At 66.2% G+C, this 21,127-nt stretch carries 16 protein-coding genes; 4 read left to right on the top strand and 12 right to left on the bottom strand.

Features of this window, described 5'->3' with window-relative positions; genetic code table 11:
* Positions 1-16: 16 nt before the first annotated feature.
* From mihF to pyrR, 8 genes are all read right to left on the bottom strand, one after another.
* On the bottom strand, positions 17-334 hold the full coding sequence (mihF, locus tag AADZ78_RS10750) for an integration host factor, actinobacterial type (protein ID WP_003407240.1): 318 nt from the start codon (positions 332-334) through the stop codon (positions 17-19).
* 402 nt (positions 335-736) lie between these two features.
* Positions 737-1,570, bottom strand: a complete 834-nt coding sequence (gene pyrF / locus AADZ78_RS10745; protein WP_085252078.1) for an orotidine-5'-phosphate decarboxylase — start codon at positions 1,568-1,570, stop codon at positions 737-739.
* Positions 1,567-4,929: a carbamoyl-phosphate synthase large subunit gene (gene carB, locus AADZ78_RS10740; RefSeq protein ID WP_085252077.1), complete on the bottom strand. Its 3,363-nt coding sequence runs from the start codon at positions 4,927-4,929 to the stop codon at positions 1,567-1,569. The genes pyrF and carB overlap by 4 nt, the downstream gene beginning before the upstream one ends.
* An 82-nt stretch (positions 4,930-5,011) precedes the next feature.
* Entirely contained in the window at positions 5,012-6,130 is a 1,119-nt protein-coding gene (gene carA / locus AADZ78_RS10735; RefSeq protein ID WP_085252076.1) for a glutamine-hydrolyzing carbamoyl-phosphate synthase small subunit, read from the bottom strand.
* A 126-nt stretch (positions 6,131-6,256) separates the two neighbouring features.
* Positions 6,257-6,760, bottom strand: coding sequence for a transporter (locus AADZ78_RS10730; RefSeq protein WP_085252075.1), 504 nt, complete (start codon positions 6,758-6,760; stop codon positions 6,257-6,259).
* A gap of 138 nt (positions 6,761-6,898) precedes the next feature.
* Positions 6,899-8,203 carry a dihydroorotase gene (locus AADZ78_RS10720; RefSeq protein WP_085252074.1) on the bottom strand — a complete coding sequence of 435 codons (1,305 nt, stop codon included), beginning with the start codon at positions 8,201-8,203 and terminating at the stop codon, positions 6,899-6,901.
* Entirely contained in the window at positions 8,200-9,147 is a 948-nt protein-coding gene (locus AADZ78_RS10715; protein ID WP_085252073.1) for an aspartate carbamoyltransferase catalytic subunit, read from the bottom strand. The genes AADZ78_RS10720 and AADZ78_RS10715 overlap by 4 nt, the downstream gene beginning before the upstream one ends.
* Complete coding sequence (pyrR, locus tag AADZ78_RS10710) at positions 9,144-9,692, bottom strand: bifunctional pyr operon transcriptional regulator/uracil phosphoribosyltransferase PyrR (RefSeq protein ID WP_085252072.1); 549 nt, start codon at positions 9,690-9,692, stop codon at positions 9,144-9,146. The genes AADZ78_RS10715 and pyrR overlap by 4 nt, the downstream gene beginning before the upstream one ends.
* Before the next feature lie 187 nt (positions 9,693-9,879).
* Here pyrR and AADZ78_RS10705 point away from each other — a divergent pair, with 187 nt between their 5' ends.
* A complete protein-coding gene (locus AADZ78_RS10705; RefSeq protein ID WP_085252071.1) occupies positions 9,880-10,533 on the top strand; it encodes a class I SAM-dependent methyltransferase in 654 nt (217 codons plus the stop codon).
* Here the strand turns inward: AADZ78_RS10705 and AADZ78_RS10700 are convergent.
* The 4 genes from AADZ78_RS10700 to AADZ78_RS10685 all read right to left on the bottom strand — a co-directional run bounded on the left by AADZ78_RS10700 (position 10,530) and on the right by AADZ78_RS10685 (position 15,183).
* Positions 10,530-11,519 (bottom strand): sulfotransferase domain-containing protein, encoded by a 990-nt coding sequence (locus AADZ78_RS10700; RefSeq protein WP_085252086.1) that lies wholly within the window; start codon positions 11,517-11,519, stop codon positions 10,530-10,532. The two genes, AADZ78_RS10705 and AADZ78_RS10700, sit on opposite strands and share 4 nt — an antisense overlap.
* A gap of 5 nt (positions 11,520-11,524) precedes the next feature.
* The gene (locus tag AADZ78_RS10695) at positions 11,525-12,706 is read right to left on the bottom strand and encodes a type III polyketide synthase (protein WP_085252070.1); all 1,182 of its coding nucleotides are present in this window, start codon (positions 12,704-12,706) and stop codon (positions 11,525-11,527) included.
* A complete protein-coding gene (locus AADZ78_RS10690) occupies positions 12,703-14,175 on the bottom strand; it encodes a fatty acid desaturase (RefSeq protein ID WP_139828913.1) in 1,473 nt (490 codons plus the stop codon). The genes AADZ78_RS10695 and AADZ78_RS10690 overlap by 4 nt, the downstream gene beginning before the upstream one ends.
* Positions 14,176-14,361: 186 nt before the next feature.
* Positions 14,362-15,183, bottom strand: a complete 822-nt coding sequence (locus tag AADZ78_RS10685; RefSeq protein ID WP_085252068.1) for an LppX_LprAFG lipoprotein — start codon at positions 15,181-15,183, stop codon at positions 14,362-14,364.
* Between the two features lie 236 nt (positions 15,184-15,419).
* Here AADZ78_RS10685 and AADZ78_RS10680 point away from each other — a divergent pair, with 236 nt between their 5' ends.
* Genes AADZ78_RS10680 through AADZ78_RS10670 form a run of 3 tightly spaced genes read left to right on the top strand, consistent with a single transcriptional unit; the run spans position 15,420 to position 21,097 of the window.
* Complete coding sequence (locus AADZ78_RS10680; protein ID WP_085252067.1) at positions 15,420-16,625, top strand: serine hydrolase domain-containing protein; 1,206 nt, start codon at positions 15,420-15,422, stop codon at positions 16,623-16,625.
* A 30-nt stretch (positions 16,626-16,655) separates the two neighbouring features.
* On the top strand, positions 16,656-17,873 hold the full coding sequence (locus AADZ78_RS10675) for an FAD-dependent monooxygenase (protein ID WP_085252066.1): 1,218 nt from the start codon (positions 16,656-16,658) through the stop codon (positions 17,871-17,873).
* Positions 17,874-17,926: 53 nt separating this feature from the next.
* Positions 17,927-21,097 (top strand): ATP-binding protein, encoded by a 3,171-nt coding sequence (locus AADZ78_RS10670; RefSeq protein ID WP_085252065.1) that lies wholly within the window; start codon positions 17,927-17,929, stop codon positions 21,095-21,097.
* The last annotated feature ends 30 nt before the right edge of the window (positions 21,098-21,127 follow it).

Below are 21,127 nucleotides of genomic sequence, written 5' to 3'. Positions count from 1 at the left end.
GCTTGGTTGCCGGGGGTTAGGCGGAGCCGAACTTTTCCAGCAGGGCCTTGCGCTGACGGTCACCGAGGCCACGCAAGCGACGCGTCGGCGCGATTTCCAGCTCGGTCATGATTTCCTGCGCCTTGACCTTGCCCACCTTCGGCAACGCCTCAAGCAGCGCAGACACCTTCATCTTGCCCAAAACTTCGTCGCTCTCGGCGTCCTTGAGCACCTGGGTGAGGTTGGTGCCGCCGCGCTTGAGCCGATCCTTGAGCTCTGCTCTCGCTCGACGTGCGGCAGCAGCCTTCTCCAACGCGGCCGCGCGCTGCTCGTCGGTCAACTGGGGAAGGGCCACGATTCCTCCGTCTCTCATCGATAACAATCGATATTTGTTTGTCTTGGCCGGTAATCCAGCCAGCGCAGACGACCGTACCCACGCTTTAGAACGAAATCTAACCCGACCCCCCTGTTTCGGGGACATTTGTCCAGCGTGGGCGCGGCGTGTGCCGCCGGCCAGCGCTCCGCCGCGCGACATTGACAGCCGCCGGATGGCTCACCGCGGCATGCCCCCGATGTGCCGGTTATGGACCCAAATAACCGTCTCTAGCAGCGGTTTTGTCGTGTCGAGCCGGCTCACCTCCCGCGATGCCGGACGGTTGGGGTGCCCAACGGCAAACATCCACTCGCCACAGTGCCGCGGGTCACGCATTTTCGTCACGGTTCGCGCGTGTCGCGCCCGTCTCGCGCCGTTGGGCGCCTACCCCGCCGACAGGTAGGCAACGGCGTCGAGCATTCGCTCGCCCGCCGCGCGCAGCTCCGACACAGAGGGACCAGCCCGTAAGACTTCCCGCGAGACGGCGGGCAACAGTTGGCCCGGCGCAGCGCCGCCCAAGCCGGCCAGCGCCTCGGGCCGACCACCTTGGGCACCCACACCGGGCACCAGTACCGGTCCGGCCAGGGCACTGAGATCGGGCGGCTCGATTACCGTCGCCCCGACCACGACGCCTATGGAGCCGATGCATCCTGGCTCGGGTTGGGTCGCCGCGTTCGCGGCAGCGACGTGGTCCACGATGAGCTGGGCCACCGTGCGGCCGTCGGCGTCCGCACGTTGTACGGTCGCGCCCTCCGGGTTGGACGTAGCCGCCAGCACGAACACCCCCCGGTCGTGTGCCGCGGCGACCTCCAGCAGCGGCCGCAGCGAGCCGAAGCCCAGATAGGGCGACGCCGTCACGGCGTCGGCGGCCAGCGGAGAGTCACCCACCCACGCCGCCGCGTAGGCCGACATGGTTGACCCGATGTCCCCGCGCTTGGCGTCGGCCAGCACCAGCACCCCGTTGCCTTGCAGGGCGGCGATGGTGCGTTCCAGCACCGCGAAGCCGGCGGTGCCGTAGGCCTCGAAAAACGCCACCTGCGGTTTGACGACGGCGAAACCGGCGAAGGCCTGCACGCAGATGTCGCAGAAGGTGGCCAAACCATCGGCGGTCGCCGGCAGGTCCCAGGCCCGCAACAGCTCGGGGTGCGGATCGATACCCAGACACAGCGGCCCGCGGCGCGACTTCGCGTCGGCCAGCCGGACGCCAAAGCTGGTCATTGCTGTGCACTCCGGGGACCGATCGCGCGGTGCAGCTCTTGCAGCGACCGCACCCCGATGTCGCCGCGGATCCCCGCTTCGATGCCCTGCACCGCGGCAGAGGCCCCCTGCACCGTGGTGACACAGGGGATGTTGACGGCGACCGCGGCCGACCGGATCTCGTAGCCGTCGATCCGTGGCCCGGAGTTGCCGTAAGGGGTGTTGATCACCATGTCGATCTCACCGGCCCGGATTGCATCCACCGACGACACCGCGGGACGGCCCGCCTGCGGCGACTCAAAATGCTTGCGAACCTCGTCGCAGGGAATTCCATTGCGGCGCAACATCTCTGCGGTCCCCTCAGTCGCGAGAACACGAAAGCCCAGGTCCGCCAACCGTTTGACCGGAAACACCAGTGATCGCTTGTCTCGGTTGGCTACCGAGACGAACACGGTGCCCTGCGCCGGCAGCGAACCGTAGGCGGCGGTCTGACTCTTAGCGAACGCGCTGCCGAAATCGCGGTCGATCCCCATCACCTCGCCCGTCGATTTCATCTCCGGACCCAGCAGCGAGTCGATCGCCGCCCCATCGGCGCTCCGGAACCGGTGGAACGGCAACACCGCTTCCTTGACCGCGATCGGGGCGTCCGGGGCCGCGCTGGCACCGTCTCCGGACGCCACCAGCATTCCCTCCTGACGAAGCGCAGATATGCTGGCGCCCAACATTATCCGCGCGCACGCCTTAGCGAGCGGAATCGCGGTTGCCTTGGAAACGAACGGCACGGTGCGGCTCGCGCGTGGGTTGGCCTCCAGCACGTAGAGCACATCGTCTTTCAGCGCATACTGCACATTGAGCAGGCCCACCACGCCGATACCGTGTGCGATGGCCTCGGTAGCCTTGCGTACCTTCTCAATGTCGCTGCGCCCCAGCGTGACCGGCGGCAAAGCGCAGGCCGAGTCACCGGAGTGGATACCGGCCTCCTCGATGTGCTCCATGATCCCGCCGATGTAGACCTCGGTGCCGTCGCAAAGCGCGTCGACATCGATCTCGACCGCATCCTCGAGGAAGCGGTCGACGAGCACCGGATGTTCCGGCGACAGCTGGGTGGCACGGGTGATGTAGGCCCTCAGCGTCTCCTCGTCGTAAACAATCTCCATGCCGCGACCGCCCAGCACATACGACGGCCGCACCAACACCGGGTAGCCGATCTCGTCGGCAATGCGGCGTGCTTGCGCGAAAGTCGTTGCGGTGCCGTACTTAGGAGCCGGCAATCCCGCGGCGGTCAGCAGGTCGCCGAATGCGCCGCGGTCCTCTGCCAGGTCGATGGCCTCCGGCGGGGTTCCGACGATCGGTACGCCGGCGTCGGCGAGTCGCTGCGCCAGCCCGAGCGGCGTCTGGCCACCGAGTTGCACGATGACGCCGACCACGCCGGGGCCACCGTTGCCTGACTGCGCCTCGGCGTGGAACACCTCGAGGACGTCTTCGAATGTCAGCGGCTCGAAGTACAGCCGGTCTGCGGTGTCGTAGTCGGTGGAAACCGTCTCGGGGTTGCAGTTGACCATCACGGTCTCAAACCCCGCCTGCGACAACGTCGTTGCCGCATGCACACAGCTGTAGTCGAATTCGATTCCCTGACCGATCCGATTGGGGCCGGACCCCAGGATCAGCACCTTCGGCTTCTCGGTCTGCGGCACTACTTCGGTCTCGGCGGCCGGGTCGAGTTCGTAGCTGCTGTAGTGGTAGGGCGTCTTAGCCTCGAACTCGGCCGCGCAGGTGTCCACGGTTTTGTACACCGGGTGGATGCCCAATCGCTCGCGCAGCGACCACACACCGTCTTCTCCGGCCAATTCCGGCCGTAGTGCCGCTATCTGGCGGTCGGACAGTCCGCTGTGCTTGGCATGCCGCAGCAGGTCGGCATCGAGCACCGGCGCGTCGACGAGCTCGGTTCGCAGCGTAACGAGTTCGTTGATCTGCGCGACGAACCACGGGTCGACGCCACTCGCCTGTGCCACCTCGTCGATCGAAGCGCCGAGCCGCAGCGCCAGTTCGATGTCATACATCCGGCCTTCGGTCGGGGTTTGCAGCCGGGCCAGGATGGCGGCGACGTCTTCTTCCGGGCCCTTGTGGTCCGGCGCCGTCCAGAAGCCGGCGCGGCCGGTCTCCAGCGACCGCATTACCTTACCGAGTGCCTCGACAAAGTTGCGGCCCAACGACATTGCTTCGCCGACCGATTTCATCGTGGTGGTCAGCGTGGGATCGGCGCCGGGGAACTTCTCGAACGCGAACCGCGGCGCCTTGACCACGACGTAGTCCAATGTGGGTTCGAAGCAGGCCGGTGTTTCCTTGGTGATGTCGTTGAGGATCTCGTCCAGCGTGTAACCGATGGCCAGCTTGGCTGCGATCTTGGCGATCGGGAAGCCGGTGGCCTTGGACGCCAGCGCACTGGACCGCGATACCCGCGGGTTCATCTCGATGACAATGAGCCGGCCGTCTTTCGGGTTGACGGCGAACTGGATGTTGCAGCCGCCGGTATCCACACCGACCTCGCGCAGGATCGCGATGCCCAGATCCCGCATCCGCTGGTATTCCCGGTCGGTCAGCGTCATTGCCGGCGCCACGGTGACCGAGTCGCCGGTGTGCACACCCATCGGGTCGACGTTCTCGATCGAGCACACCACCACCACGTTGTCGTGGCCGTCGCGCATTAGCTCGAGTTCGAATTCCTTCCAGCCGTAAATCGATTCCTCGATCAAAACATTGGCGCTGGGGCTGGCGGCCAGCCCAGCGCCGGCCATCCGGTCGACCTCCCCGGCGGAGTGAGCCATGCCCGAGCCCAGCCCGCCCATGGTGAAGCTTGGCCGCACCACGACGGGCAAGCCCAGCTCCTCGACCGTCTCGCGGACCTCGTGCATGGTGAAACACACCCGGCTGCGGGCGGACTCACCGCCGACCTTGGCTACGATGTCTTTGAACCGCTGCCGGTCCTCGCCGCGTTGGATGGCCTCGAAATCGGCGCCGATGAGCTCGACGCCGTATTTCTCCAGGGTGCCGTTCTCGTACAGCGCGACCGCGGTGTTGAGCGCGGTCTGCCCGCCCAGGGTGGCCAGCAGAGCGTCAATCCTGTTGCCGCGCTCGGCCTGCTGGGCGATCACCCGCTCCACGAAGGCCGGCGTGATCGGCTCGATATACGTATGGTCGGCGAACTCCGGGTCGGTCATGATAGTGGCCGGGTTGGAGTTGACCAGGCTCACTTGCAAGCCCTCGGCCCGCAGCACCCGGCATGCCTGGGTGCCGGAGTAGTCGAACTCACAAGCCTGCCCGATGACGATCGGCCCGGAGCCGATCACCAGCACATGGTGCAAGTCGGTGCGACGCGGCACTAGCGGCCCCCTTTCTGGGCGCGAGGGTGCACAGTTGTACGGCGTCTACAGCGTGTCGCCGTACAGACACGCACGCTCGCGATCACCGCCGGCCTTCCATTAGCTCAACGAATTGGTCGAACAGATACTCGGCATCGTGGGGGCCGGCGGCGGCTTCGGGGTGGTACTGCACCGAAAACGCCCGTCCATCTTTGAGTTTCACGCCTTCAACCACTCCGTCGTTGGCGCAGGTGTGGCTCACAACGGCCGAGCCGAACGGCGTGTCGAATCGCTGACCCGCCTCCCCTTCCAGCGCGAAGCCGTGATTCTGGGCGGTCACCGCGACCCGCCCGGTGGCGTGGTCGATGACTGGAATGTTGATGCCACGGTGACCGAACACCATCTTGTAGGTCGACAAGCCCAGCGCACGGCCCAGGATCTGGTTGCCGAAACAGATGCCGAACAACGGGATTCCGGCGCCCAGCACTTCCCGGGTGAGGGCGACGACTTCGTCGGCGGTAGCCGGGTCGCCGGGCCCATTGGACAGGAACACACCGTGTGGCTTGATCTCGGCGATCTGCTCGAAGGTGACCGAAACCGGCAGGACGTGGCTACGGACGCCGCGCCGGGCAAAGTTGCGCGGCGTGTTGGTCTTGATGCCGAGGTCCAGCGCTGCGATTGTAAATCGGTGCGGCCCTTCGGGTTCCACGACATAGGTGCCCGACGTGCTGACCTCGCCGGCGAGATCGGCACCCAGCATCGGCTGCTGGGACCGCACCCGCTCGAGCAACTCGACGGGGTCGGCCAGCGCGGCCCCGGAGAACACCCCGGCCTTCATCGACCCGCGACTGCGCAGATGGCGCACCACGGCCCGGGTGTCAATACCGGCGATGCCGACGACGCGCTGGCGGATGAGCTCCTCCTCCAGGGTGCCGGTGGCGCGCCAGTTGGAGGCGCGCGGCGACGGGTCGCGCACCGCGTAGCCGGCGACCCAGATCTTGTCACCGCGGCTTTCGGCGTCCTCTCCGTTCCAGCCGGTGTTGCCGATTTGCGGTGCGGTGGCGACCACGATTTGGCGGTGATAGCTGGGGTCGGTCAGCGTCTCCTGGTAACCCGACATGCCGGTGCTAAACACCGCCTCGCCGAGCGTCTGGCCGATCTCGCCGAACGCCTTTCCGGTGAAGATCCGGCCGTCCTCGAGTACCAGCAGCGCTTTACTCATGGGCGCCGCTCCTCTCCATCGCTTCGCTCTGCATCGTCGACGGCGCGACTCATGGGCGCCGCTCCTCTCCCCCGCAAGCGGGAGGTACCCCCACATCGCTTCGCTCTGCATGGTCGACGGCGCGACTCATGGGCGCCGCTCCTCCTGTAGCCAATCCGAGTACTCGTCGCGGTTGTTCGCCCGAAATCCGGTGTCGATCTCGGCGCCCGACGGCAACCGCCACCGGATCACCAGGATCCCGTAGCGGGCCACCACCTTGCCGGCAATGCCGCGCTCCATCCGGATGGCGGTGATCGATTCCGCGGGAATCCAAATCGGTTGAGCCCGTGGGCGTTCCACCATGATCCCCTCGGGATAGCGGGTGAGCACCGCCTTGCTGCGGTAGCCGAGGTCACCCACGGTGACTCGTTCGTTCCACTCTGGCGCCAGCGTGCAGCCGCAATAGAGCCCGCGGGTGGTGGCGCTGGCCGAGCCGAGGGTATCGGGCACGCCGGGTAGGGTTCCGATCAGCTCCTGCTGGCGCTGCGAACGGCGCCGCCAACCCCGCATCATCAGCTGGATCATCACCGCGATCACCACCACCAGCACGGCCGCGAAGATCAGCGACCCCACCAGCGTGCCGGTGTTCATGCGCGCCGCTCCTCCCTGCTTTCCCCGATCGCACCGCCCTGTCCATCGTCGCCGGCGCGGTTCATGCGCGCCGCTCCTCCTCATCGCTTCGTCCCCCGCAAGCGGGTGGCACCCCCTCTGCATCGTCACCGGCGCGGTTCATACCGGGCTCTTTCCGTCCCGGGCGGTGACCTTCCCACGCAGCAGCGTGGCAGTGACGGTGGTGGGCAGGGTCATCGACTCGTACGGCGTGTTGGCCGAGCGGCTGGCCAGGTCGGTCCCGGCGACCGTCCAGGTCGCGTCGGGGTCCACGACGGTCAGATTGGCCGGCTCGCCCACCTCCAGCGGCCGGCCATGATCGGGCAAACATGCGATGCGGGCCGGGTTCTCACTCATTACCCGGGCGACACCGCGCCAGGTCAGCAGCCCCGGTGCCACCATCGTCTGCACCACCACCGACAACGCGGTCTGCAACCCCAGCATGCCGGGGCGCGCCGCGCCGAACTCGACGCATTTCTCGTGCTCTGCGTGCGGCGCATGGTCGGTGGCCACACAGTCGATGATTCCGTCGGCTAGCGCTTGGCGCAGCGCGATCGCGTCGGCGGCCTCGCGCAGCGGGGGGTTGACCCGGTTCACCCCGTCATAGCCGGCCAGTCTGCTGTCGTCGAGCAAAAGGTGATGCGGAGTGACCTCGGCGGTGATCGAAATACCTTGTCCCTTAGCCCATTTCAGAAGATCGACGGTGCCCGCGGTGGAGGCGTGGCAGATGTGCACCCGGGCACCGGCATCGCGGGCTAGTAGCGCGTCGCGAGCGACGATCGATTCCTCCGCGGCTCTGGGCCAACCGGCCAGCCCCAGCCTGGCGGCCGTGGGGCCCTCGTGCGCGACCGCGCCGGCGGTCAGCCGCGGTTCCTCCGCGTGCTGAGCGATCAGCGCCCCTAGACCCTTCGCGTATTCCAGGGCGCGGCGCATCACCAGCGGGTCATGAACACAGATGCCGTCGTCGGAGAAGATCCGCACCTGGGCGGCACCGGCAGCCATCATGCCCATTTCGGTGAGCTCGGTTCCGCCCAGCCCGACCGTGACCGCACCGACCGGATGCACGTCGACCAGGCCGACCTGCTGGCCGCGGTGCCAGACGTGGTCGGTGACCACCGGGCTGTCGGCGACCGGGTTGGTGTTGGCCATCGCGAACACCGCGGTGTAGCCACCCAAAGCCGCTGCCGCCGAACCTGTTTCGATATCCTCGGCGTATTCGCGGCCGGGTTCGCGCAGGTGGGTGTGCAGGTCGACAAACCCGGGCAGCAGCACGTGTCCGGTGGCGTCAATGACGTCCAGATCTTCTTGGAGAGATCGGGGCCGCTGCAGTCCCGCACCGATTTCGGCGATCTGACCGTCGTCGACCAGCACGTCGACCCGCTCCCCCTCGCCGTACAACCTGACACCACGAATCAGCACGCTCACGCCGCGGCCTCCTGCGCTCCCACCAGGACATGGAACAGCACCGCCATCCGCACATGGACGCCGTTAGAAACCTGTTGCAGCACAGCCGATTGCGACGAGTCAGCGACCGAGGATGCGATCTCCATGCCGCGCACCATCGGGCCTGGATGCAGCACCACGGCGTGGTCGGGAAGCATCGCCTGACGCCGATCGGAAAGGCCATAACGTACCGAGTACTCACGAACCGACGGGAAGAAGCCGCCGTTCATCCGCTCGGCCTGCACCCGCAGCATCAACACCGCGTCCGCAGCGGGCAGCTCGGCGTCAAAGTCATAGGAGACGGTGGCCGGCCAACCGTCGACCCCTACCGGCAGCAGCGTCGGCGGCGCCACCAGCACCACCTCGGCGCCCAGGGTGTGCAGCAGTACAACGTTGGAGCGGGCTACCCGACTGTGCAGGATGTCGCCGACGATCACGATGCGCCGGTCTTCGATGCCGCCCAGCCGCTGCCGGATGGTCAGCGCGTCCAACAGCGCCTGCGTCGGATGCTCGTGAGTGCCGTCGCCGGCATTGATCACCGACGGACCGTCGTCCTTACTTCCGGTCCACTCGGCCAGCAGATGCGCGGCGCCGGACGCCGGATGCCGGATGATCAGCGCGTCTGCGCCGGCCGCACGCAGGGTACGTGCGGTGTCGCGCAGCGACTCCCCTTTGCCCACCGACGATCCGGCGGCGCTGACGTTGATCACGTCGGCGCTCATCCACTTGCCGGCCACCTCGAACGACACCCGGGTGCGTGTCGAGTTCTCGTAAAACATCGTGATGACGGTGCGGCCTCGCAACGTGGGTAGCTTCTTGATCTCGCGGCCTACCAGCGCCTCGGCGAACCGATCGGCGTCATCTAGAATTGCGATGGCGTCGTCGCGGCTCAAGTCGCCGGCGGCCAGCAGATGTCTGGGAGTCATCGGGTGATCACCACGCCGTCGCGACCGTCGGATTCGTGCAGCAGCACGTGCACGCTTTCGCTGCGGGAGGTGGGCACGTTCTTGCCCACATAGTCGGCGCGCACCGGCAATTCGCGATGGCCGCGGTCGACCAGCACCGCCAGTTGCACCAGCCGCGGCCGGCCCACGTCGCGCAGCGCGTCCAGGGCCGATCGCACTGAGCGCCCGGAGTACAGCACGTCGTCGACGAAGATCACCAGCGCGTCGTCGACGCCGCCGGCCGGGATCGCCGTCGCTTCCAGCGGGCGCGGCGGCTTGCTCATCAGGTCGTCGCGGTACAGGGTGATGTCCAGCGCGCCGTGGCCAACCTCAACGCCGATGTATTCGGCGATCTTGGCGGCCAGCCTGGTGGCCAGGATCACGCCGCGAGTCGGAATGCCTAGCAGCACCACCCGCGGCGCCTCAGGACTATCGAGCGCGGTCTTCTCGATGATCTGGTGCGCCATCCGGGAAATCGTGCGTCCGACATCGGCCGCAGACATCAATTCCCTGTCGGTGGCCCCCATGGGAACCTTGACCTCCTTCTCCGCCTCTCTGGACGGATCGTTAAAGGATGTCGACTGCCCGGCAGCGTAGCATCCAGCGCCGCCGCGGCGTCGACCCCATGCCATCGAGACTGCACTCAGTGCTAGCCCAAGGCCGTCGGCGGCACTCTGGGCGCAGTCTCGACGCCGCAGGGCTACGCTGGCGAAAATGACAGGCTCGAGTTCCTCCCAACGCATAGATTTCGACGCTCTCTACCGCGGTGAAAGCCCGGGTGAGGGCCTCCCCGCGGTGCCGACACCGCCCTGGGATACCAAGGCGCCCAAGGAGAATGTCATCGCCTGGCATACCGGCGGCTGGGTCCACGGTGACGTGCTCGACATCGGCTGCGGGCTGGGCGACAACGCGGTCTTTCTGGCCAAGAACGGATACCGAGTGACCGCACTTGACATCTCGCCGACCGCGCTGATCACCGCCGAACGGCGGGCCAGCGACGCCGGAGTGGACGTGAAATTCGCGGTGGCCGACTCCACCAAGCTCGAGGGCTACGCCGACGCATTCGACACGGTCATCGACAGCGGCATGTTCCATTGCCTCGACGACGACGGCAAGCGCAGGTACGCCACCGCGGTACACCGCGCCACCAGGCCGGGTGCCACCTTGCTGCTCAGTTGCTTCTCTGACGCCAACCCGCCCAACGAGGAGTTCCCCTTGCCGGTGGTGCCCGAAGAGACGGTGCGCGACGTCCTCGGTGGCGCCGGTTGGGATATCGAGTCGCTGGAGCCCGTCACAGTCCGCCGGGAACTGTACGGAAACGAAGTCGACATGGCGTTCTGGTACGTCCGCGCGCAGCGGCGCGATTAGCGGGTCGGGTCGTACCCGCGACGACCCTCGTGCGCCCAGGCAAGCATGTCCGGCGAGCCGAGCTGGTTGATGCGATGGTAGTAGCGCCGGTGCTCGTCGTGGCCGAAGTATTCCTGCCACTCCCCGCTGCTGCCCCTGCGGAAGAATTGCTGGTCGCTATGCCAGATGCCGTCGGTGGTGTTGGGCGCGATTTCCGACGCGCGCGACCGCATCGCGCCGAGCGTGGCGTGCGGGGCCAGCTCCTGCGCGCGATCACGGCTTAGCTCGATACCCAGGACCGCAGCCAGCCGGAGTAGCTCTCCCACCAGGTCGGCCTGGTAGTCGGCGTAGTGGAACAGCGTCACGTTGGGCAGGTGGCGCCGTTCCCAGACCTTGCCGTATTGGTGCAGGACATTCGCGAGCGTGCCAATCCCCTTGGGGGGCGTGAACCCCATCCCCGGTGGCGGCAAGGCCGGTCCTTCCATCCAGTGCCGGAACTCTTCTTCCGGGCCGCGCGCACCAGACGCAGGACCGGGCTCGGGACCGGGCGGGCCCATTCGCTCCTGGGGCGGCACCGCGGCCTCGTGCAGCGCTCGCATCCGGTCGCGGTCCATGTTGACGGTCTGGAACCACATCGACACCGCGGCGTCGCGCGGGTCGCGGCCCACGCAAAGGTAGGTAACGCGGTCGTCGAGCAGGAGGCCATCCAGCGGCGTGTGGGTCTTGATGAACCGCCGGTGCCGCTGCGCATCGAGGGTGGCGACGACTTCCTCGATGGGCCGGATGGTCTGGTCAAGCCAGGGGGACACCGTCGACAATGGCCCGGGCAGCTCGGGCCCGTCGAAGATGAGCAGCGACACCAGACGCTGCGTCCAGGTCATGCCGCACTTTGGCGGCGTCGAAATGACGATGTCGCCGTCGCGCAACTGCAGCGCGTCCCAACGCAGATTGTCGGTCATCAACTCGCGATACAAGACCCGGTCGGTCACCAGCTGCTTCCCGTTCATCGCATTCACCTCCGGATGATGTCGAAAAGCACGCCTTCGACGGTGACGCCCGGTGCGAACGCGAAGGCCATACCCGTCGAGATCGCCTTCCCCGACTCTGCCTGCCACACCATCATTTCCAGCACAAAGATGAGCGATACGCTCAGCATGTTGCCGAACCGGGCCAGCACCTCCCAGCTCTGCACCGCCAGCTCCGCGGCGATTCCCAGCGAGCGCATCGATTGCTCGATGATCTTGGGACCACCCGGATGGATCGCCCAGAGATCGATATCGGATTTCTGTAAGCCGTTGTCCCGCAATACCTCTGCAACGACGGGATCGACACCCGAGTAGATGTATGCGGGAAGGTTCTCGGACAGCTCACAGGTGATGCCGTCATGGTTGACGCCGAGCACGATGCCGTCTTCGGCGTCGTCGAGCAGTCGACTGAAAATGCTGCGGATCACCACCTTGCCCGGCTCGAGTTTTTCTTGAACCTGGCTGGCGCCGATCACCAACGCCGCGCACCCGTCACCGAAGAGGCTGTGTATCACGAGATCATTGATGTCGTCGGCGAAAACCGCATTCACCGAGCACAATTCGATACACACCACCATCGCCTTCATGGCCGGGTGGGACCGAACGTAATCCGAGGCCGTGCGGATGGCATTCATTGCAGCCGCACATCCCATGAAATTAATCACGACACGCGACACCGACCGCGACAGGCCGAGCTCCTTGACGATCGCAACATCAACACCTGGAGCGATGAATCCGGTGCTGGTGACAAACACCAGCAGCCCGATCTCGTCCGCCCCGTACGGAAGGCCGGCCAGGGCACGCCTGCTGACATCGACGGCAAGCGGGACCGCGTGTTCGTAGAACAGGTTCATCCGGTCCCGGATCGTTCCGGGATCCCGCCGGAACGCCTCGAACTCGGCGTCCAGCGGGTCGATCGCCATCCGGCGGGTAGCGATCCGCGTCTTGTCATACACCCGCGGAATCCGTTCCCGCTGCCGGGGATCTCCGAACAGCTCAACCACCCGAGCGGCGGCGTCGGACTGCTCGACCACTCGGTGCGGCGCACCCGTTGCCATGCCTTCGATCACCGCAACCGTGGTCGGCGGGGCCGGCGGCAACTGGACCAGGTCAATCTGCGGCCCATCCTCGACCGGGAACACACCGCCGCCGTGAGCCGGGGCGCTCATACCGACCCGATTCCGGCGAAGCCGGCAGCCGCGTAACTGGCGCTGGCTTTCCACGCCGCGGGCGAAAGATGCTCGCGGACAAAGCCCCAATTCCGCTCCCGTGCTTGGCGAGAGGGTGCCAGCAGATACGTCCGGCAGAGCTTCGGAAGCCGATCGGTGACGAAACTCTTTGGCCGAAGCCATTCGACCCCGAATTTCGCCGCCTCGGCGCGCAAGACGTCCTCGGTAACGATATTGGCGAAACCGCTGCGCTGAAACGGCAGTACGTGATGGACGCGGTGTGAACTAAGCCCGGCCGACAGGAAGCAGTCGACGTAGCGATTCCCAATCACCGTCAGATCAATGGCATGTTCGACTTGATCTATGCCCCAGTCCTCGCCCGCACGGGTGGGCTCGGAGTCCTCGTCTTCGAACTCATGGCTTGCCACCACCAACAAGGTGCTGATCCACACCGTCGCAACGAACTGCAGTGCCCAGGCCCAGAAGTCGCCGGCGAGCGCGAAGACGACCATCTCACTCAGCAGGAGCAGGCGTACGGCCGCCGATCCCAGAAAGTGCGGCAGCGCGTTGCGCCAGCTTCCGTAACCCTCCTTGACGCCCACCTTGCGAGTCATGTTCCACACGTCCGCGATCCGCAGCGCCATGCCGGTCAACAGGTGGCCGAGCTTGTGAATCGTATGCACGGGAACGCGATACAACCGCGGTAGCCGCATCATCATCGTGAACACGTTCTTCTTGATGTCCACATCGCTCTGGGTATACGGGTGGTGCAGCAGGGTATGTCCGTCCGCGACAACCAACGATAAGGCCACGTAGTTCAGATCGAAGGCATTGGCGAAGACCCTGTTGAGGCCCCGTTGCGCGCGATGCAGTGCGTAATGGCCATATCCGACCAGCGAACTGCGCAGCAGAACCATTGCAATCACGAAGGCCCACAACGGCATCCACCGTGGTTCGACCAATCGAACGCCCTGAACCGCGAAATAGGCGATTGCCAGAACGGCGACAACAACGTCGAACAGCCGGTCCATGCGCTTGATCCGCGCGGCCAGCGCGGGCTCCTTCAGCCGCGCCTTGACCCGGTGCATCAGATCGTTCTGGTTGTCGAAGCGGTACTTCGGGGTGTCCCGCCAGCTGTTGAAGTCCTCTTTGAACAGGAACGGCGGTGCATTGTGCTTGGGATGGATGTCGCGCGGAGTTGCGGCGCGGCCCAACGCATACCGCCGCTCCAGGATGCGTTCGACGATGGCCGGATCGCGATGGTAGGACGCGATGATCGCGGTGATGTCGCGGTTCTTGGTTCGCCCGATGAAGAACGCGCCGCCGGGGTGCTTGGCGATCCAATCACTGAGGTCGTAGGCACGCCCGTTGTAGACCCACACGTCTGACATCACGGGTGGCCCACCCGGCGGAGGTCCAGGGCGTGGGCCAGGCCCACGCTCCTGAACTTCCGGGAGGTCGTTGGTCATTCGTGTTCCTCCAGGTCTGATCGGCTGTGATCGCGGGCTCGCCGGTGGTGCCGGCGAGCTGACGCCAATGTTGGGGCGACGGCCTTGGAGAATTCTCAAAAGACTTCGGACAGGAACCGGCCCGGAGACCGGCGGCCCTGCGGGCCGGTTCCCAATCCGCATTTCACGCGTGCGTGCGCTGCTGCGCTACGGTGTCGGGCTCGGAATGGTTACCGGCGCACCCCAATTCGACAGGGTGATCGTGACGTGGCCCTGGTCCTTGTCGATCACCATCCGCACCAGATATGGGCTGGGCGTAGGCCCAGGCGCACCCGCAGCTTTCACGTCAGCGATGTACAACGTCACCGGGAGGGTTCCCCCGTTCTTGCCTATCTGAGGCAGTAGCGGATCGACTACCGCCGCGTCGACGGTTCCGGTCACCTTCACGGTGGCCACACCGTCGATCGTTTCGTTTCCGGCGATCTGCGGGCTGCCGACCTTGCCGATAACGGCACCCAGTCCCTTCTGCTTGTCGAGAATCACGCCGGGGTCATAGATCCGCTCCGCCGGCCCGACCGAGGTGTAAACACCCGCCTCGTTCTTGGTGTACATGGTCTTGTTGGTGACCAGGAACTGCTTGGCGACCACCAGGGCCCTGGGTTGCAACCTGATCATCGCATCGCCGACGGCCTGACCGTTGCCCTCCGGCTGATTGGTCACGTCGGCATTGACGCTCTCCATCGGCAGCGTCGTGATGTTGGTTGTCTGCAGATTCACGTGAACGGAGCGCAAGGCGGTGGTCGCCTTGGAACTGTCCGCCACCAGCTGCTGGGCTTGTGGTGACGGGGCACCCGATGCCGATGTCGCGGCAGGGGATCCAGATGCTCCTGAAGTCTGGGAGGTCGAGGACTTGTGCCCGCACCCCGCAACGAACGTTGCGAAAAGTACCGCCGCGACCGAGACCGCGACAGCGGCTCGACGGAAGCCACGTCGGTCGGAGATTTGCGCCTGTGAGATCAAGCCATTCATGGCCAGCCTTTGCTGAGTTATCCGGGTTGTTATGAGCAGCTAGTCGCCACCCTCGTCGTCGCGAGTCTCGGTGACTGCTCACCCGCACCCTGGTTCACTAGCAACGGCACCACCGTTAACTGCATGCCGTTGCTCTCACAGCATGTTCCCCAGACCACATTCGCCAGAGAGCGCGACAGTAACACGCGGCCAGTGCATGGGAAACCGTTTCTGGGTGGGCAGCTAACCTGAACCGGGTGAGTCTGGAGGGCAATCAAACAACGATTCGCGAGGTCTGTGACGCCGGTCTGCTCGCGGGGGCGGTGACCGTGGTCTGGCAGCGCGGAAAGTTGTTACAGGTCAACGAGATCGGCTACCGAGACGTCGGCGCGGGCCTGCCGATGACAAGGGACACCCTGTTTCGGATCGCGTCGATGACCAAGCCGGTCACGGTGGCAGCCGCCATGAGCCTGGTCGACGAGGGCAAGCTCGCGCTGTGCGATCCGATCGCGCACTGGGTCCCAGAGCTCGCTGCCGTGGCGGTGCTGGACGACCCGGACGGACCCCTGGACCGCACCCAACCGGCACAGCGCGCGATCCTGATCGAGGACCTGCTCACCCACACCAGTGGACTGGCCTACGGGTTTTCGGTGTCCGGGCCGATCTCGCGGGCCTACATGCGGCTGCCGTTCGACGAAGGTTCCGACGCGTGGCTGACCGAGCTTGCCGCCCTGCCATTGGTGCACCAGCCCGGCGATCGGGTGACCTACAGCCACGCCACCGACGTGCTGGGCGTCATTGTGTCCCGCATCGAGGACAAGCCGTTCTACCGGGTGCTCGACGAGCGAGTGCTGGGTCCGGCGGGCATGACCGATACCGGCTTCTTTGTGCCCGTCGACGCACAGCGGCGCGCCGCGACAATGTATCGCCACGACGAGCAATACCGGTTGCGGCACGACGTGATGGGCCCGCCGCACGTCACGCCGCCGGCGTTCTGCAACGCCGGTGGCGGCTTGTGGTCCACCGCCGACGACTACCTGCGGTTCGTGCGGATGCTGCTGGGTAACGGGTCGGTCGACGGTGTTCGGGTGCTGTCACCGGAGTCGGTGCGCCTGATGCGCACCGACCGACTCACCCGCGAACAGAAACGGCACAACTTCCTCGGGTCGCCGTTCTGGGTTGGCCGCGGGTTCGGGTTTAACCTCTCGGTGGTGACCGATCCGGCGCAGTCCGCCCCGCTGTTCGGGCCCGGCGGTGTCGGGACGTTCAGCTGGCCCGGGGCCTATGGGACATGGTGGCAGGCGGACCCGTCCGCAGACCTGATCCTGCTGTACATGATTCAGTTTTGTCCCGATTTGTCCGTGAACGAAGCCGAGGCGATCGCGGGCAACCCGGGACTGGCGAAACTGCGGACGGCGCAGCCCCGGTTCGTGCGCCACACCTATCGGGCGCTCGGGCTCTAGTGACGGGCCGGGAACACTAAGGTAGGGCGGGTGGCAAAGCCGACCGTTCTGATCAGCGGCGCAGGAATCGCCGGACCCGCGCTGGCATTCTGGCTCAGCCGCAGCGGCTACCACGTGGTGGTCGTCGAACTCGCCGACAACATCCGACCCGGGGGCCAGACCGTCGACCTGCGTGGCGCCGGGCGGGCGGTCGTCGAGCGGATGGGACTACTTGATGAGATGCGTGACCGCAGCCTCGAACAGCGCGGCGTCGCCTGGGTGAAAGCCGACGGCCGGCGCCGGGCCGAGATGCCGGTCGAAGCTTTCCACGGCAACGGCGTGGTCAGTCTGCTCGAGATCCTGCGCGGTGACCTGGCCGACGTGCTCTACCGGGCCACCGCCTCCGACGTCGAGTACCGATTCGGCGCCCGGATCACCGAACTGATTCAGGACGACAACGGAGTCGCCGCCACGTTGTCGGACGGGACGACCATGCGCGCCGAGCTCGTCGTCGGCGCCGACGGCCCGCATTCGGTCGTCCGGCGGCTGGTCTTTGGGCCCGAGGAGGAGTTCGCCGTGCCGTTGGGCGGCTACCACGCCTGGTTCACCGCTCCCGACACCGTCGGACTCGACGGTTGGTACCTGATGTACCAGGCGCCTGGCGGGCTGAACGCGTCGATGCGCCCGTCGCACGACCCGGCGATCGCCAAGGCGGGACTCGCATTTCGGTCGGACCCGCTGCACTACGACCGCGGCGACATCGGTGCCCAGCGCGATCTGCTGGCCGCTCGCTTTGCCGGTGCCGGCTGGCATTGCGACGCCCTGCTCGACGCCACCCGCCAGGCGGACGACTTCTACTTCGACGCGTTCACCCAGGTCCACATGGACCGGTGGTCGTCCGGGCGCGTCGCGCTGGTCGGTGACGCCGGCTACTGTGCGTCGCCGCTGAGCGGAATGGGCACCAGCCTGGCCCTGGTGGGGGCCTATGTGTTGGCCGGTGAGCTGGGCCAGGGCGCCGACATCCCGGCCGCGCTAGACCGCTACGAGACGGTGATGCGGCCTTATGTCGACAGATGCCAGAAGCTGCCCAACGGCATCGACGGATATGTCCCGAAATCGGCGTCCGATATCCGCATGACGGCGTTGGTGATGAAATACATGCAACGCTGGCCGTTTCGGCCGTTCGCCGAGCGGAAGTGGTTCACCACCGCGGAGGCCGTCCGCCTGCCCGACTACCCAGCCGCGCGTTTCAGCACCCGGCGCGCGTAGCAACCCTATTCTGGGAGAGCTGGAAACTTTGGTCCGAATCGGCGGAGGGGCGGATGACGGCCGCAATCGTGTGTCGCGCCTGTGGGATCGAACCACTTGAGAACGCTCGATTTTGTCACGGATGTGGGTCACCAGTTGTCCAGGACGACCCGCCGGCCGAGTACAAACAGGTGACCGTGCTGTTCGCCGACGTCGTGCGTTCGATGGATATGGCGGCGGCGGTGGGCCCGGAGCGGTGGCGCGAGATCATGGCCGAGCTAGTTACCCGCTCGGCGACGGTGGTGCAGCGCTACGGCGGCACGCTCGACCAGTTCACCGGCGACGGCATCATGGCCGTGTTCGGTGCGCCGACCGCGTTGGAGGACCACGCGCTGCGGGCGTGTTTGACTGCGCTCGGCGTCCAGGATGAGGCCAAGGCCCTGGCCGTCGAGATCGATCGCCGCGACGGTGTTGAGCTGCGGCTTCGGGTGGGTCTCAATTCCGGACAGGTTGTCGCCGGCAAGATCGGCTCTGCCGGTTTGCGTTACACCGCGATCGGTGTGCAGGTCGGCATGGCTCAGCGGATGGAGTCGGTCGCGCAGCCCGGCACGGCAATGCTGAGCGAGTCCACGGCGCGGCTGGTTGAGGGCGCCGCGGTGCTGGGAGAGCCGCAGATGGTACGCATCAAGGGCGCCGAGGAGGCGGTCCCGGCGCGGCAGCTGGTCAGCGTGCCCGGGCAGCTCGAGCGCAGCTCGGACTCAAGGTTGGTGGGCCGCGAATGGGAAGTGTCCGCGTTGGCCGCGATGCTGGACCGCTCGATCGGTGGGCGTGGGTCGGTGGTTTCGGTGGCGGGCCCGGCCGGCGTCGGAAAGACCCGACTGGTCCGCGAGGTCATGCAGCTGGCGAAAAGCCGCGGCGTCGAGGTGTTCACCACCTTCTGCGAATCGCACGCCACCGACGTCTCGTTCCGAGTGGTGGCGCGCCTGTTGCGCGCGTTCGGCCACTTGCGCGGTCTTGATGACCAGGCGGCGCGAGCGCGGGTGCGAGCGCTAGTTCCCGACGTCGATCCGCAAGACCTGCTGCTGCTGGATGAGTTGCTCGGTATCGCTGATCCCGGCACGAAGCCGCCCAAGATCGACCCCGATGCACGGCGGCGGCGGTTGACCGCACTGATCAACGCGGCCCAGCTGGCCCGCGCCGAACCCGCGGTCTTTGTCGTCGAGGACGCGCACTGGATCGACGAGGTCAGCGAATCCCTGCTGATGGACTTGTTTGCGGTTATTCCACAGACCCACTCGATGGTGCTGGTGACTTATCGTCCCGAGTATCACGGAGCACTGGGACGTGTCGCCGACGGGCAAACCATCGCGTTGGGGGCGCTGAATGATTCGGAGACCTCAACGCTGGTTGCCGAGCTGTTGGGCGCCGATCCCTCGGTGAGCCAGATCGGCGAGATCGTCGCCGGCCGCGCTGCCGGTAACCCGTTCTTCGCCGAGGAGATGATCCGTGAGCTCGCCGAACGGGGGGTGCTAGTGGGCCAGCGCGGTAGCTACGCCTGCGCCACCGACGTCGGGGAGATCCGCGTGCCGGCCACGGTGCAGGCAACCATCGCCGCCCGCATCGACCGGCTGCGCCCGGTGGCCAAACACACGCTCAGCGCGGCGGCGGTCATCGGGCCCCGCTTCAGCTCCGATCTGCTGACCAGCCTGCGCGCAGATGCATCCGTCGAGGAGCCGATCTCCGCGAAGCTCATCGATCAGGTGCGGTTCGCCCCCGGCGCCGAGTATGCGTTCCGGCACAACCTGATTCACGCCGTGGCCTACGAATCACAACTCAAGTCCGATCGGGTCCAGATGCATCGGCGGCTGGCCGCCGCGATCGAATCCCGCGCACCGCAATTGGCCGACCAAAACGCGGCGCTGATCGCCGAACATCTAGAGGTCGCCGGTGATTTGCAGGTCGCCTACGGCTGGCACATGCGCGCCGCGTCGTGGGCGGCCAAGCGCGACATCACCGCGGCGCGACTGAGTTGGGAGCGCGCCATCCGGATCGCCGATGCCTTACCCGTCGAACACCCCAACCTGGCGGCCATGCGCATCGCCCCGCGCACCATGTTGTGCGGGCTCGCGTTTGTCGCCCGTGCGGACATTGCGGGCGCCCGCCTCGACGAATTGCGGGAGTTGTGCGCCGGCACCGGCGACAAGCCGTCGCTGGCCATCGGGATGGCGGGGTTGGTGATGCATCACGCGTATCAGGCTCGCACACCCGAGGCCTCGCGGCTGGCGGCCGAAGCCATGGCCCTCATCGAGTCGATCGACGATCCGAATTTGACGGTGGGACTGTCGTTTGCGGGCATCTACGCCAAGGCCTTGAACAACGAGTGGCCTGACACGCTGCGGTGGTCAGAGCGGGTTATCGAACTGGCCGACGGCGATCCGTCTAAAGGCAAAGTGATTTTCGGGTCGCCGTTGGCGCTTGCCTTCACGACGCGCGGAATTGCCCGGTATTGGCTGGGTCTCCCGGACTGGCGCGACGACCTACTACAGGGCCTGACCATGGCCCGCCGCGCCGACCACATGTCCTACGCCACGGTTGTCAGCTACGTCTATTTCATGGGGATACCGATTGGAGTCTTGACGGCCGACGATGCCGCGGTGCGCGAGATCGAGGATGCCCTGCGAGTTGCCGAACGTTCCAGCGACGACCTTGCGTTGGCCTTCGCGCGGATGACATTGGGTGTCGCGCTGGTGGAGCGACCAACGGTCGCCGAACGTGAACGCGGACAAGCGGTTTTGACCGAGGTGGCCGAAGTCTTCGTACGTCGAGGCCACAATCTGGGTGAGTTGCCGCTGGTGAACGTCTACCTGGCGCGTGAGCTAGCTCGCGGCGGAGACCCGGACCGCGCCATACCGCTGATGCGCGCCGCCGTCGACAAGCTGTTCCGCGACGGACAACTGCTGGCCTGGGGCGTGCCAGCGACGGGTGTTCTGGTGCAGACGCTGCTCGAGCGCGGCACCGAGAGCGATGTGGCCGAAGCCCACACCATGATCGAGCTGTTGGCGGCGGCGGCCGCAACCGACGAGGGTCTGGGCGTGCGCGACGTCCTGCTGTTGCGGTTGCGCGCGCTACTGGCGCGGGCGCACGGCGATGTCGCAACGTACACAAGTCTGCGGGATCGCTACCGCGAGATGGCGACAGCGGCGAGTTTCGAGGGGCATCGAGCCTTGGCCGAGGCGATGCCGTGAATGCGGGCTCATGACTCGTGACCAAGCACC

The sequence above is a fragment of the Mycobacterium riyadhense genome, from assembly GCF_963853645.1.
GTDB lineage: Bacteria > Actinomycetota > Actinomycetes > Mycobacteriales > Mycobacteriaceae > Mycobacterium > Mycobacterium riyadhense.
This window is presented reverse-complemented; position numbering and strand designations above follow the sequence as displayed.

What these genes read in the sequence shown, in the direction of transcription:
- pyrF (WP_085252078.1), bottom strand. Translation starts at nt 1,570, where the DNA reads ATGACCAGCTTTGGCGTCCGGCTGGCCGACGCGAAGTCGCGCCGCGGG.
- carA (WP_085252076.1), bottom strand. Translation starts at nt 6,130, where the DNA reads ATGAGTAAAGCGCTGCTGGTACTCGAGGACGGCCGGATCTTCACCGGA.
- AADZ78_RS10730 (WP_085252075.1), bottom strand. Translation starts at nt 6,760, where the DNA reads ATGAACACCGGCACGCTGGTGGGGTCGCTGATCTTCGCGGCCGTGCTG.
- AADZ78_RS10715 (WP_085252073.1), bottom strand. Translation starts at nt 9,147, where the DNA reads ATGACTCCCAGACATCTGCTGGCCGCCGGCGACTTGAGCCGCGACGAC.
- pyrR (WP_085252072.1), bottom strand. Translation starts at nt 9,692, where the DNA reads ATGGGGGCCACCGACAGGGAATTGATGTCTGCGGCCGATGTCGGACGC.
- AADZ78_RS10705 (WP_085252071.1), top strand. Translation starts at nt 9,880, where the DNA reads ATGACAGGCTCGAGTTCCTCCCAACGCATAGATTTCGACGCTCTCTAC.
- AADZ78_RS10700 (WP_085252086.1), bottom strand. Translation starts at nt 11,519, where the DNA reads ATGAACGGGAAGCAGCTGGTGACCGACCGGGTCTTGTATCGCGAGTTG.
- AADZ78_RS10695 (WP_085252070.1), bottom strand. Translation starts at nt 12,706, where the DNA reads ATGAGCGCCCCGGCTCACGGCGGCGGTGTGTTCCCGGTCGAGGATGGG.
- AADZ78_RS10690 (WP_139828913.1), bottom strand. Translation starts at nt 14,175, where the DNA reads ATGACCAACGACCTCCCGGAAGTTCAGGAGCGTGGGCCTGGCCCACGC.
- AADZ78_RS10685 (WP_085252068.1), bottom strand. Translation starts at nt 15,183, where the DNA reads ATGAATGGCTTGATCTCACAGGCGCAAATCTCCGACCGACGTGGCTTC.
- AADZ78_RS10670 (WP_085252065.1), top strand. Translation starts at nt 17,927, where the DNA reads ATGACGGCCGCAATCGTGTGTCGCGCCTGTGGGATCGAACCACTTGAG.